Source organism: Paenibacillus ginsengihumi DSM 21568 (assembly GCF_000380965.1).
Classification (GTDB): Bacteria; Bacillota; Bacilli; order Paenibacillales; family NBRC-103111; genus Paenibacillus_G; species Paenibacillus_G ginsengihumi.
In genome coordinates this window covers 36,464-49,782 of record NZ_KB905584.1, presented here as the reverse complement: position 1 = coordinate 49,782, position 13,319 = coordinate 36,464, and the positions used below count along the sequence as shown (strand labels likewise).

Here is a 13,319-nt window from a genome sequence, read left to right as displayed (position 1 = left end):
AACTTCTTCATGATCTGCTTGATTCGGCGACGCTCCGCAAGAATTTCAATTCGGCGTTCGCGGCGTGATTTTCGTTCTGGCGCATGGTTCGTTGCTTGTGGTACCATGTTGCTAGGGACACTTCCTCTCGTTGGTTATTCGTGGTGGTTTAACCTTTGACAAGAGGCTTGCAGTGTCCTGTTTATTTTGCAAAAAAATTGGCAACTTTTTATGACGAAAATGCCTTGTCACAACGTGAATCTCTCAGATTTTGGCTAGGCTACATTCCGAATTCATGTTAAAGCAACAGTTAAGCCAGGCTGGACGTTATTTGCTTGAACATGAATTGGCCTGGGGCACCTCCGGGAACATGAGCGCCCGCATCGATGAAGAACACATGCTGATTACCGCATCCGGAACGTTCATGGGAGATTTAAAAGCCAACGTCATTATCATGCGCAACCATGGCGTAGTGGTCTTTGATGATCATTTGACAGAAGCCGCAATGCGGCTCGAAACGCTGGAAATGGCCAGCCGGATGATGATTCAGGCTCAAGCCGCGGGCATTAAACTAAACAGAATTCCTGACCAAGTGGTTCAAAGTTTTTTGGAGGGTTCCACATACAAACCAAGGAAACGCCCTGGCGGCAAGTGATAATCTGAAAATTCAAGGGAGGGATGGACCATGAGCAAACGCGTCGGTTTGGTGCATGCCACGCTTAATGCGCTGCAGCCCATGACAGAAGCTTTTCAGCAATACGCACCTGCGATTCAGACGCTTCATTTTCTGGATGAAGGCCTGATCGCAGATTTAAATGCCGCGGGCAAGGTGACACGGCCTTTGATACGGCGGTTCATCCGTTTGGTTGAGAAAGCAGAGGAGGCTGGAGTGGACGGCGTGCTTCTTAGTTGTTCAAGTTTCACGCCATATACTCCCCTTATTAACCAGTTATTTGATTTCCCCATTGTCAGCATTGATTTTGCTATGCTTGAAGAGGCTGTCCAGATTGGTACGAAAATTGGAGTCATTGCTACAGTAGTGACAGCTGCACCGATCACCAAGCAAATCCTTGAAGAGATTGCGGCAGAAAAGAAGAAGCCGATTGAGATTTATACCGAAACGTTGACAGACGCCTTTGCAGCGCTGCAAAACGGGGAAGAGCATCGTCATAATCAAATCATTTACGACAAAGTGGAGGAAATGTCCCGAACTTGCGATGTCGTCGTTCTCGCACAAATATCTATGGTCAGAGCCATGGAAGGATACACTCCCCTGATATCATAATTATATTCGATTTTGAAGAAAAGTATATTTAATTTGTCCCTTTCGTGAAGGCTCGAGTTCTTTAAGGGCGCATCAACTTCAAAATAAATAAGCTCCCGAATATTGTCCGAATGACGATTCAGGAGCTTTGTTGCGTACTTGGAATTTGCTGTAGAGCCTCTCTAAACGTAAGATGGGATATACATCAGATGGTCATTTCCCTACGATTCACATCTAGCACCTCGATCCTCGCAATGCCGCCGAGCTTCTGCGACACCTGCTCAGACAACGCTTTGAGCGCCATATGAAACTCAGGCCTTCTTGCTGCATCGATGGATTCCATGCAGAGGAAGGCGTTTGTCGTATGTTCAGTCAGCATCGTTCGTTGAGCTTCGCGCCAATTCCAGCATCTTCATATGGCTCCGGCATCATCTTTATAGACGATTTCCCCTTCGTATGGCGGGGCATTGTCGTCGCTGCCCAATGGAAGGAACGGTTCGGTGCCGTTCGCCTGCGTTAAGCGAACATCGCCCACAAACGTGTCGATATCTTCTCCGCCGCACGGCAGCCCGTAACGCAGCGAAATGGAATTATAGATGTCGACGACGGGGTTGCTGCTGAATTCCTCCATGCCGAGATGTTGCTGCGCTTCTTGTGCGGCCTCCCGCAGCAGCTTCTCGTAAAACTCAACCTCTCTGATGGAGTTATCGATTCCCCGGCAAATGACGATGCCTATGGTTGCCTGAGGAAACAACGACCAAAAATCCTCTTCGATCATAAATTTAGGCATGCAAATCAACGCTCCATTTCGTTTTGCTTTAGGATGAGGAAGGGCTCGCCAAGGCGGAGAAGATCCCCAGAACAATATAAAAATAACCCGTTATCCGGTTCCGCAGCGTCGAGCTCCCTTCGCGGCGCATAATCCGCTTGCGGATGCTTGCGGCAAGAACAGCATACAAGCAATCGCCAATCAAAGCGAGAAGAACAAATATCGTCCCTAACAGCGCGAATTGTCCTGTGACCGACCCGGCGGAAGGGGATATGAACTGCGGGAAGAAGGCCAGAAAAAACAGCGCTGTCTTAGGATTCATGACTTCTACGAGCACGGATTGGCCGAAAATACTATGACAGCGAATTTCGCTATACCCAGCAGCCGTTCCCCGCTCTGGCCTCCATCGATTCGACGAAAGTGATTTATCTCGGGAATTTCTCCAAGTGCTTCCTTCCGGGACTGCGTATCAGCTATATGGTGCTGCCGCAGCCGCTGCTCGGCCGTTATAAACAGCAGTTCGCTCATTTCGAGAGCGCCACTTCGCTGCTCGGCCAGCTCGCCATGGCGAAATTGATGGAGGAAGGGGAATGGAATCGTCATATTAATCGCATGCGGCTGGTGTATAAACGGAAAATGCAGCAGTTGGTTGCTGAATTAAGGAATCGCTTCAATCGGAACATATCGATCATTGGCGAGCAGTCCGGCTTGTATGTGCTGGTCAAGGTGCACTTGGAGCGTTCGGAAGATTGGCTTATTGAGCAAGCTTCCAGGCAAGGAGTGAAAGTTTACCCAACCTCATGCTTCTTCATTCACAACAAGCCCGAGAAACCGATGGTGAAACTGGGCTTCAGCAGTTTGTCGTGCGAGGAAATCGAGCTTGGCGTGCAGCTGCTGCACAAGGCCTGGTTGTAAACTTTCTTGCAGTGCAGGCGCAGGCGCCGCCGGGGAACGGCGCGTGCGACCGTTATTCGGGCAGGCCAATGCCTTATTGGGTTGACGCATCGGAAGCCGGAGCGGGCCCGCCCCCGATCAGCAGCCGGTCGATGATCCCGGCCAGCGCTTGTCTTTTCTCGGCATATTCCTCGTCATTCCAGGCAAAAATTCCGCGGTCATACCAGAAGGAAGCGCCCACCAGCAAAAACTCTGCCGCCAGCTCCGGCTGCTGAACGCGGAATGTTCCTTCCGCCACGCCTTGCCGGACGATTTGCCGGGCATAGGGGAGCAGAGCCGTAATTTCGGCGACTATCCATTTCTGATGCAGGGTGCTGTTGCTTTCTTGGTGCAGGTAATCAAGCACTGCCGCCTCCTGATCGCTCGGGTAAGCGTCCATCAGGAGGCGCGTCAGCTTCTCCAGAGCATTCCGCTCCGTACTTGCGACGAGTTGCTTCACTTTCTCGAGCCGCGAGGCCAGGTTGCGTTCGCAGGCGGCATGGATGATCTCTTCCTTGGATTGAAAATAGTAGTAGAACGTGCCCTGCGCGACGCCGACCTTCCTGACGATATCGCTGACCGATGTCTGCTCGTAGCCTTTGGAGTTAAAGAGCTCCATGGCGGCATTCAAAATTTCGTCTTTGCGTTCCTGCGGGTCTTTGGAAATTCTCGGCATGCGAAGGCCTCCTTTGGGTCGTTCGCTCTTGTTCTAAAATTTACTATACCTATTGACTGGTCGTCAGTCAATGATATAAGCTTATATTTATAATTTGACTGACAGTCAGTCAATAAAAAGAAGGAGCGATGAGCCGTGAACAAGCGAACGATTTTGTGGGTGCTTGGCCTCTCCGCCGCCATGGTGTCTTTTGGGCAAAGTGTATATGTGCCCTTGCTGCCCGACCTGCAGCGGGATCTTCATACCTCTTTGGCTTTGGTCAACTTGACCGTCACTTTATTTACATTCGCGATGGCCGCTATGCAGGTTGTGCTTGGACCTGTCGTCGACTGCAGCGGCCGCAAAAGAGTTTTGATCCCCGGTATGTTTGTCTATGTGTTCGCTACAGCCGGATGCATGTGTTCGACTTCGATTGACATGCTGCTTGTCTTTCGCGTGCTTCAAGGCATCGGCGCGGCTGCTGTGCCGCTCGTTGCCGCAACGATGATCGGGGACGTGTTCGAAGGGAAGGAGCGCGCCGAAAGCATGGCCACGTACCAAATGATCGTAGGGTTGTCGCCTGCCGTCGGCCCCTTGATCGGAGGGCTGATCGGGTCGGCTGCGGGGTATTCGGGGGCTTTCGGCTTTGCGGCGGCCAGTGCCGTTCTTATGATGATCGCCGCCATGTACCTGCTGCCGGAAACGAAACCGGCCAATGCAAGCGGCCCGAGGACCCGGCTGGGGCTAAAGTCGTTTGGCCGCATTGTGCAAAGCAAAACCGGCAGTGCCGTTTTATTGTGCGGGTTCGTCCTTTATGAAGTGTTTTACACGTTTATTGTGTTTCTCCCCACCATGCTGGAAGCCCGGTACGGCTTGGGGGCGGCGGCCATCGGCATGTGTTCGCTGGCGCTGATGGCAAGCAGTCTTGTCGGCAGCAAACGGAGCGGGAAGCTTCAGGCCAAGGTCGGATCGGTGAAGGCGCTGTTTTGGAGCGGGGCGCTCCTTGCCGCCAGTCTTGTTGTGTTCATATTCGCCGCCCCGTTGTCTCTCCTGGCCTTGCCCGCTGCGCTGATGCTGACCGGCTTCGTCAGCGGCCTGGCGATGCCTGTGATGCCCACCCTGTTGGCGGCGGAATTCGTCCGGGAGCGGGCGACCGCGATGGGCGTCTATAACTTTGTCCGTTATGTGGGCATGGCGGCAGCGCCGATGATCGGCAGCATCTTGTATCCGGCAGGCGGCACGTTCCTGCTGATCGGAGTTACGGCGGCAGGGGTCGGCGCCGCGATCCTCGCGGCCCGTCGGCTGCTGCTGCCGAAGGCGAAGGAAGAACAGACGGTCCAATTTTAGGCAGGGCGCCATTTCCATTTGATAATGATTCTCATTATTTGAGTCATGCGCTATAATATTCATAACTCAACAAGTTTGGGACGCTTATCATGAGAGGAATCGAATGGAATGAAACGGATTTTATTCATTTCGACGAGCCGCATCTTTCGCGGTTCGTCGAAATGGAGCTGCGACGCGATGCGAACGACGTCGTTTTGGCTTACGACGGGGTAACCGGCCTGCATCTTGCGCTTGGCGAAGAGTGGGATGTGATTTTGCTCGATCTGATGCTTCCGAGGATGGACGGGCTTGAAGTGTGCCGGCAAATACGCACGCTCAAAAAGACGCCTGTCATCATGCTGACGGCCAGGGACAGCATTTCAGACCGGGTAGCGGGTCTGGATTGCGGCGCCGACGACTATATGCCGAAGCCTTTTGCCATAGAGGAGCTGAAGGCTCGCATGAGAGTGATTTTCAGAAGACAGGAGGACAGCGCCGAAGCGTCGCCATCCTTGCTTACTTGTCGGGACTTGACTGTCAATGTCGACTTGAGGGTTGTCATGAGAGGGGATGTGGAGATCGGCCTGACCAAACGGGAATTCGATCTGCTCGCGGTGCTTATGGAGAACGCCAACCGCGCGATGAGCAGGGAGACGCTCCTCGATAAAGTATGGGGCTTCGAAGCGGCGGTGGATACGAATGTCGTCGATGTGTATATCCGCTATTTGCGCAATAAAATTGACGTACCGGGCCAAGCCAGCTATATCCAAACGCTGCGCGGCATCGGTTACATGATGAAGACATGATCGCGCAAGCCTTGAAGCGGACGCTGCTGCGCATGCCGATTCAATGGACGCTAACCTTATGGTCAGAATTCCCGGTCAACAGTCAAGCGACGCTTCCGGAACTGCTGAAAAGCTGGGGGACGTTCAAGCGCCAGAACATCGATTTTGCGAAATACGGCGAGCTGAATCCGAAGGCCGTGGAGATCGCCAATAAGGTCGGCTGGAAATAAGCGATGAGAATAACGCTGCTTCCGAGATCGGCAGGCAGGCACATCAATGGTTGGACGATAACAAGCGTGATCGGGGCGGCAGCCGTACTGCTGCCCATCCTTTATGTGCTTGCCGGTTTATTCCGTTCGCCAAACGAGAATTGGGACAAGGTCAAACAATTTTTGCTGACGGATTATATGTTGGGATCGGCAAAGCTGGTGCTTTTTACCGGCTTTTTTGCCGCATTTATCGGCGTTGCGCTCGCTTGGCTCATCGCAGGCTATACGTTCCCGCTGCGAAACTTTTACAAGTGGGCGCTCGTGCTGCCGCTTGCGGTTCCGCCCTATATCGCCGCCTATACGTACAGCTCGATGACCGGCTATACGGGCATTATTCAAGCGACACTGCGCAATCGCTTCGGCATTGTGCTGCCGCCGGGGACGATCGAGATCATGTCGGATCGCGGAGCCGTTTTCGTATTGACGCTGTTTCTGTTTCCTTATGTATTCATGATAACCCGAGTTTTTCTGGAGCGTCAGAGCGCATCGTTTATTGAAAATGCGCGGCTGCTCGGCCATAAGCCGCTCTCCGTCTTTTTCAGGGTGGTGCTGCCGCTCGCGCGGCCGGCCATGATGGCAGGCTTCATGCTGGTTGTTTTCGAGGTGCTCAGCGATTACGGAGTAGCCAATTATTTCGGCGTGCAGACGCTATCCACGGCCATCTTTCAGACCTGGTTCGGAATGTACGATGTGCAATCGGCTATGAGGCTGGCGGCCTGGCTCATGCTTGGCGTGATCAGCCTCTTTATCCTCGAACGTTGGCTGCGGCGCAGCAGGCGGTATTCAGCCGCAACGCGCCGCAGCCAGCCGCTTCAGCCGCTTCAGCCGCAGCGGCTGAAAGGGCTGGCGGCCTGGGGGGCCGCCTTGTATTGCACGGTTGTTTTTGCGCTTGCTTTCCTGGCCCCGGTCGCCCAACTGGCGGCGTGGTCCATCCAGCACGGCAGTGCGGTATGGCGCCTCGGCTTCGCCGAATGGACCGCGAATACGCTGAAAGGGGCGGGAATCGGCACGACGATCGTCCTTCTGATCGCGCTTCTCTCCACCCGAGCGGCGCGAATGTCTGGCTCATCGCTGATGCAGGCTCTGGCGCGCCTGATGTCGGCCGGATATTCCGTGCCTGGCGCGATTGTGGCGATCGGCGTGCTCGCCGTGTTTCTTGCGCTGGACGAGCGGCTGGCCCCGCTCTATAAAGCGATGGGCAAAGCGGATGGGGCGCTCGTGCTCAGCTTGTCGCTGGCGATGCTTATTGCCGGCTATGTGATCCGCTTCCTGGCAACGGGATACGGCGCTTTGGAAGCCGGTTACGAGAAAATGCCGCGGGCCTATTCGGAGGCGTCGCGGACGCTGGGCCGCAGCAGCCTGGCGACCTTCCTGCGGGTGGAGCTGCCGCTGCTCAAGGGCTCGCTGCTTAGCGGCTTCGTGCTGACCTTCGTGGAAATCGTCAAGGAGCTGCCGCTGACGCTGCTGCTCAGACCGTTCAACTACGATACGTTATCGACGCGGGCCTATCAATATGCCGCGGACGAACGCGTATTTGACGCCGCGCTGCCATCGCTGCTGCTGGTACTGATCGGACTGGTTTCCGTACTCTTCATGCTTAAAGCGGAAAGGAAATGAGCTTATGTGTTATGTCGCGATTGAACATATAACGTTCCGCTTTGCCGGCGGGCAGCCGCCAGTGATTGACGGGCTGTCGCTTACGATGTCCCGCGGCGAAATCGTCGGCATCCTGGGGGCGAGCGGCAGCGGGAAGAGCACGCTCCTCAGGCTGATCGCGGGACTTGAAATGCCGGAAAGCGGCAGCATTGCCATCGACGGCCGCCTGATGGTGGACGAGCGCACCTTCCTGGAGCCCGAGCAGCGCGGCGTCGGCATGGTATTTCAAGACTATGCCTTGTTCCCGAACATGACTGTCGCCGGTAATATCGTCTTCGGGCTGCATAAGCTGAAAAAATCGGTGCGCCAGGAGCGGCTGGAGCAAATGCTGGAGCTTGTGCAAATGAAGGAATATGCGAGGCGTTATCCGCATGAGCTGAGCGGAGGGCAGCAGCAGCGCGTCGCCCTCGCCAGAGCGCTTGCGCCGCAGCCTTCGGTGCTTCTGATGGACGAGCCGTTCAGCAGCCTGGATGCCCACTTGAAAGCGGCCATCCGCAGTGAGCTTAGGCAGATTTTGCGGAAGGCGAACATCACCTGTCTGCTCGTTTCCCACGATCAAGCGGATATCGAGGCGATATGCGACCGCGCCCTGCATATCAACATTCGCGATGAACAGGACACTCCAACCAAAATCCGTTGAAGAAACTGCTTCAAAAAAGGAAGAACAGCCCCCCTGGATGTGGAGCGGACGGTCGTTAAAAAAGGCCTTGTCACATCAAAAAAATTACGATATTATATTAATCGTAATTGTTACTAAAAAGAGGGGCGTTTATTATGAAACAGTTCTTTTTAAAGAATCGTTTTCTGAACTTGATGATCGTACTTGTCTGCATCCATTTGATCAGCGCTTGTAACGAGTCCGGACAAAGTCATGAAGAAAAGAAGCACATTCATTTTCTATATAATTTCTCAACGAATTCTTTGGATCCCCATGTGGATTCCAGTTACGTCCCGCTGCGGGCAGGGATAACGGAAACGCTGGTACGCCTGGATGAAGACAATCTATCCATTGCGCCTTGGCTGGCGGAAAGCTGGGAGGGCACAGACGGTCAGCATTGGACGATTAAAGTCCGGGAGAACGTCACGTTTCATAACGGTAAGAAAATGGATGCGGAGGCGGTGAAAGCGTCTCTTGAACGCGCATTGAAAGAGAGCGTGGCCATTCAAAATGCGCTCAAGATCGAAAAGATCGAAACGGTGGGCGATGATACGCTGAAAATAAAAACAAAGACGCCCTTTCCCGAATTTGTGTCCGAGCTTGTGAATCCCAATGTCTCCATTATCGATGTAACGGAGGAAGACATTGTCAACCGTCCTGTAGGAACCGGCCCTTTCGCGCTAAAGTCGTTCTCGCCGGGGAGCAAGCTTGAGCTTGAGCGCTACGATCATTATTGGGACGGGGCTTCCAACCTGGATTCCGTAACGTTTGCTTTTAATGAAGATGCGAATGCTCGCACGCTTGCGCTGAAATCCGGACAAGTGGATATCGTTTACCGTCCGGAGGTGGAAAGCCTGGCGTCTTTGCAACAAATGGACGGAATGAAAGTGGAATCCACCGCGACTTTTCGCGTGCACCAGATGACCATGAATATGCAGCGAAAAAGCTTGCAGGACGTCAACGTGCGCCGGGCGGTGGATGCGCTTATCAATCGGCAGAAGATTGTCGATACCATTCTGCTGGGCTACGCCGAACCCGCGGTCGGGCCGTTTCTGCCGTCGCTGCCGTTCGCGCCGAAGTATGAACAGACTGACACCGGAGCCGACGTCGCGGTTGAATACTTGAAAAAAGCAGGATACTCCCTTGTAGATGGTAAAATGCAAAAGGACGGCGAACCGCTTCAATTTGTATTGCTAACCTACAGCGCAAGAGCCGATCTGCCGTTAATCGCTCAAGTGTTTCAGTCGGACGCCAAGCAGATCGGAATCGAAGTCAGCATTCGTCAGATTGATGTCCCTGAGGAATACATGGCCTCCAACCGCGATTGGGATCTTGCGACATACAGCAATCTGACCGCCCCGCGCGGGGATGCGGGCTATTACTTGAATGCGACGTATCATCCCACTGGCGCGCTCAACTTTAGCGGCGCTCAGGAACCCGAACTGACAGCCATGATCGACAGGCTCAACCAAACGGTCAGTCAGGAGGAGCGCGCGTCGCTGGCTGAGCAAATCGCTGATTTTGTCCACGAAAACCGAATCAATTCGTTTGTTCTGCATCCATCGACCATTGTGGCCTATAACGAAAAGAAAGTGAAAAATTGGGTGACAACCCGAAGCGAATATTACATGATCACAAACCGGTTGGACGTGAATTAAGTGATTCAAATTTTGATTCGTAAATTTCTGGAAGTCCTGTTGTTTTTGCTATTCATTACGTTTGTCAGCTTTTTGTTTATTCGGCTTGCGCCTGGCGATCCGGTTCTAACCATTTTGAACGTGGATGAACTATCCGTTAGTCAAGAGCAAGTTGAGGCTCTGAGAGAGGAGATGGGATTCAACGAGCCGCTGCTTGTCCAATACGGACGTTGGCTGCTTTCGTTTATTCAGCTTGATTTCGGCAGCTCTTATATGACTGGGCAGCCCGTCATGGATGTTATTTTCAGAGGGCTGCCCGCTACGCTGGAATTGGCGGGCGGCGCGCTCATCGTCATGCTGGCCGTGTCGATTCCGCTTGGTTCGCTATCCGCTCTTTACCGGAACAGCTGGATCGATCAAGCAAGCAGAATCCTCTCCATTCTTGGAGCGGCTGTCCCCAGTTTTTGGCTGGGTCTGCTGTTCATCGATTTATTCGGTGTGCGTTTAAACTGGTTTCCCACCATGGGAAGAGACGGCCTCTCCACATTGGTCTTGCCGTCTCTGACGCTGGGGCTGGCGATCTCCAGCGTATATGTTCGATTGCTGCGTTCCAGCCTGCTTGACTCGCTGAGCCAGGAATTCATCCGTGCGGCGCGGGGACGCGGGTTATCCGAGCGGAGAATATTTTTTGTACATGCATTCCGGCACAGCCTTCCCCCCGTCATTACCTTTTTCGGAGTCAGCCTGGGAAGCTTGATTGGCGGCGTGCTCGTTATTGAAGTATTGTTTGCGTACCCGGGGATCGGCAAACTGGTCGTGGATGCCATCCGCGGGCGCGACTATCCCCTCATTCAGGGGTACATTCTCATGATGGCGGTTATTGTTTTTGTTGTGAATACGTGCGTGGATTTATCTTACCGGTATTTAAACCCCGAAATGAGAATAAAAGAGAGGGAGGTGAGCGGATGAAAGGATGGTCTTTGCCATGGCCCAAAGCCAATAAGCGAAGATGGCTGGGCGCGGTCGCATGGCTGTGCGTGCTCTTGGTGGGGATTGTCGCCATTTATGCCTTCTTTGTCTTGCGCCATGATCCGACATTGACCAATCTGGATCATCGCCTTCAGGGGGGAAGCCTGCAGCATCCGCTTGGGACCGATCATCTTGGTCGGGATGTGCTGACCAGGCTCTTGCTGGGGGGACAGCAAACCATCGGTTACAGCTTGCTGGCCTTGACCGTATCCCTCGCCATTGGGGTTCCCTTCGGTCTGATCTCAGGTTTTAGACGCGGGCTGGTGGATCGTATTTTTATGCGCATTGCCGACGGGTTTCTATCCTTTCCGGATACGATTGTGGCGATTGTTCTGAGCGGTTTGCTTGGAGCGGGGATCGGCAACCTGGTGCTCGCGATTGTCATCGTAAAATGGGTCGGCTATGCTCGGCTTGTTCGCAGCACCGTTTTAGCGGAGTCGCAAAAAGACTATGTGCTCATTGCCCGAACCAACGGGCTGTCCTCCGGCAAGATTATGCGCAAGCATTTGTTTCCTCATATTGCGGGGCATGTCCTCGTGCTCGCCAGTCTCGATCTTGGAAAAGTGATTTTGCTCATTTCGGCCTTTTCTTACATAGGACTTGGAGCGCAGCCTCCGACGCCTGAATGGGGAGCCATGCTGAACGATGCCCGTCCTTATTTTCAGTCCAAGCCCGAATTCATGATCTATCCCGGTTTGGCGATCGTCGTTACTGTGCTGCTGACGAATATGCTGGGGGATTATTTGCGCGATCGTTTTGATGTCAAGAAGGAGGTGCAATCGTAATGTTGTCGATCAGACAGGTCTCGATTCGCAGCGGAGCAAAGAAGCTTGTCGACAATGTGTCGCTCTCCGTTCGCGAGGGAGATTGGTATGCCCTGGTCGGACAAAGCGGGAGCGGGAAAACGCTGCTCTCTCAAGCGATCGGCCGAATGCTCCCTCCAAATTTGCGGGCAGAGGGGAGCATTTTTTATAAGGAACGGGATGTATTGGCTTTATCGTCCGAACCGATGAGAACGATTCGCGGTTCCAAACTGTCCTATGTGTTTCAGGATTATCAGGGTTCTTTTACTCCCTTTAGAACGATTGGCCAACACTTTGAAGAATACCAGAAGGCTCACGGCTGCTTCGATTCCCGCGCCCGGCAACGAAACGCGCTGGATGCGCTCGATTCCGTCGGGCTGGATGAGTCCGTGTACAAGCGATATCCCTTTCAGTTAAGCGGAGGGCAGCTTCAGCGCGTCTCCATTGCAATGGCGCTGCTGCTGTCGCCGGATTTGTTGATCGCCGATGAAATTACCACGGCATTGGACAGCGTCTCCGGGCACCGAATTTTGGAATTGCTTGCCAAAAGACAGAAGGAGACCGGCTTTGCCATTTTGTTTATCACGCATGATTGGCGGCCTGTCAAACGGTATGCGAACCGCATCGCGGTCATGAAAGAAGGCCAAGTGGTTGAAGCAGGGGAGAAGGATCATGTGCTTGACCGCCCGCAGCATGCATATACCAAACAATTAATCGACGCGGCCCCAACGCTTGATCGCGTTCTTGCAGCAAGTCGGGAGGAGGCGGAAATCGTATGAAGCTGCTTACGGTTAAAAACTTGACCAAATCGTACCAAGGGCAAAAAACGGCGGTTTATCCGCTCTCCTTTGACCTGCATCAAGGCGAATGTCTTGGTCTCGTCGGAGAAAGCGGCTGCGGCAAAAGCACGCTCGCTCGCTGTTTGCTGCGCATCGAAACGATCGACGGGGGCTCGATTTATTTCAAAGACGAAGCGATTGAACGGTTGAACGAGCGCCAATTGCACGCTTATCGGCAAAAGATGCAGATTGTGCTGCAAAATGCATCCGCCGCGTTAAACCCGAAGCTAAAAATAAAAGACTCCCTCATCGATCCATACGAACAGTATCGAAAACAGCTGAGTCTTCGGTATTTCTCCTATACGTCCAAGAAGGCCTTTATCAAGCAGCTGCTTGACGCCGTCCAGCTGCCGGAGAGCCTGGCGGACCGGTATCCGCATGAATTAAGCGGCGGACAGCGCCAGCGGGTGACGATTGCCCGTGCGATCAGCATCGAACCGGAGCTGCTTGTATTGGATGAACCTACCGCCAGCCTGGATGTGATCTCGCAAGGGGCGGTTCTTGCTTTGTTGGCCGAGCTGCGCTTATCATTAAATCTGTCTTACTTGTTCATTTCGCACGATCTGGCTGCCGTCGCGCAAATGAGCGGGCGCATTCTGGTGATGAAGGAAGGGCGGCTTGTCGATCAATTCCATCGCGATCAGTTGATGTCCGATGAACGGCACCCGTATACTAAAGAGCTGATTTCCATTTTTAGCAGTTGAGAGGGAGAAATTC

12 protein-coding genes and 4 pseudogenes are annotated in these 13,319 nt (G+C 53.4%); 13 read left to right on the top strand and 3 right to left on the bottom strand.

Annotated features, from left to right (window positions below; all coding sequences use genetic code 11):
- Positions 1-274 precede the first annotated feature (274 nt).
- On the top strand, positions 275-634 hold the full coding sequence (locus F591_RS0117460) for a class II aldolase/adducin family protein (protein ID WP_019535908.1): 360 nt from the start codon (positions 275-277) through the stop codon (positions 632-634).
- A 30-nt stretch (positions 635-664) separates the two neighbouring features.
- Positions 665-1,264, top strand: coding sequence for an aspartate/glutamate racemase family protein (locus F591_RS0117455; RefSeq protein ID WP_019535907.1), 600 nt, complete (start codon positions 665-667; stop codon positions 1,262-1,264).
- A 184-nt stretch (positions 1,265-1,448) separates the two neighbouring features.
- On the opposite strand, the pseudogene F591_RS28355 reads toward F591_RS0117455, so the two are convergent.
- Both F591_RS28355 and F591_RS28350 read right to left on the bottom strand, forming a co-directional pair.
- Positions 1,449-2,033: pseudogene (locus F591_RS28355) on the bottom strand (B3/B4 domain-containing protein).
- A 28-nt stretch (positions 2,034-2,061) separates the two neighbouring features.
- A pseudogene (locus F591_RS28350) lies at positions 2,062-2,364 on the bottom strand (LysE family translocator); the annotation flags it as partial.
- A gap of 2 nt (positions 2,365-2,366) precedes the next feature.
- On the opposite strand from F591_RS28350, the pseudogene F591_RS28345 reads away from it, so the two are divergent.
- Positions 2,367-2,927, top strand: a pseudogene (locus F591_RS28345) (aminotransferase class I/II-fold pyridoxal phosphate-dependent enzyme); the annotation flags it as partial.
- A gap of 73 nt (positions 2,928-3,000) precedes the next feature.
- Here the strand turns inward: F591_RS28345 and F591_RS28340 are convergent.
- Positions 3,001-3,621 (bottom strand): TetR/AcrR family transcriptional regulator, encoded by a 621-nt coding sequence (locus tag F591_RS28340; RefSeq protein WP_019535902.1) that lies wholly within the window; start codon positions 3,619-3,621, stop codon positions 3,001-3,003.
- A 135-nt stretch (positions 3,622-3,756) separates the two neighbouring features.
- Here F591_RS28340 and F591_RS0117430 point away from each other — a divergent pair, with 135 nt between their 5' ends.
- From F591_RS0117430 to F591_RS0117385, 10 genes and pseudogenes are all read left to right on the top strand, one after another.
- Positions 3,757-4,947 (top strand): MFS transporter, encoded by a 1,191-nt coding sequence (locus tag F591_RS0117430; RefSeq protein ID WP_019535901.1) that lies wholly within the window; start codon positions 3,757-3,759, stop codon positions 4,945-4,947.
- A gap of 108 nt (positions 4,948-5,055) precedes the next feature.
- Positions 5,056-5,732 (top strand): annotated as a pseudogene (locus F591_RS0117425) (response regulator transcription factor).
- Entirely contained in the window at positions 5,729-5,941 is a 213-nt protein-coding gene (locus tag F591_RS32350; RefSeq protein ID WP_019535900.1) for a hypothetical protein, read from the top strand. The pseudogene F591_RS0117425 and the gene F591_RS32350 overlap by 4 nt, the downstream one beginning before the upstream one ends.
- A gap of 3 nt (positions 5,942-5,944) precedes the next feature.
- The gene (locus tag F591_RS0117415; protein WP_019535899.1) at positions 5,945-7,597 is read left to right on the top strand and encodes an ABC transporter permease; all 1,653 of its coding nucleotides are present in this window, start codon (positions 5,945-5,947) and stop codon (positions 7,595-7,597) included.
- Between the two features lie 4 nt (positions 7,598-7,601).
- Positions 7,602-8,276, top strand: a complete 675-nt coding sequence (locus F591_RS0117410) for an ABC transporter ATP-binding protein (protein WP_019535898.1) — start codon at positions 7,602-7,604, stop codon at positions 8,274-8,276.
- A gap of 134 nt (positions 8,277-8,410) precedes the next feature.
- A complete protein-coding gene (gene nikA, locus F591_RS0117405; protein WP_019535897.1) occupies positions 8,411-9,952 on the top strand; it encodes a nickel ABC transporter substrate-binding protein in 1,542 nt (513 codons plus the stop codon).
- Complete coding sequence (gene nikB, locus F591_RS0117400) at positions 9,953-10,900, top strand: nickel ABC transporter permease (RefSeq protein WP_040741947.1); 948 nt, start codon at positions 9,953-9,955, stop codon at positions 10,898-10,900.
- Positions 10,897-11,745 (top strand): nickel transporter permease, encoded by an 849-nt coding sequence (gene nikC, locus F591_RS0117395; RefSeq protein ID WP_019535895.1) that lies wholly within the window; start codon positions 10,897-10,899, stop codon positions 11,743-11,745. Before nikB ends, nikC begins: the two co-directional genes overlap by 4 nt.
- Positions 11,745-12,542, top strand: a complete 798-nt coding sequence (locus F591_RS0117390) for an ABC transporter ATP-binding protein (protein ID WP_019535894.1) — start codon at positions 11,745-11,747, stop codon at positions 12,540-12,542. Before nikC ends, F591_RS0117390 begins: the two co-directional genes overlap by 1 nt.
- A complete protein-coding gene (locus F591_RS0117385; protein ID WP_019535893.1) occupies positions 12,539-13,306 on the top strand; it encodes an ABC transporter ATP-binding protein in 768 nt (255 codons plus the stop codon). Before F591_RS0117390 ends, F591_RS0117385 begins: the two co-directional genes overlap by 4 nt.
- Positions 13,307-13,319: the final 13 nt, after the last annotated feature.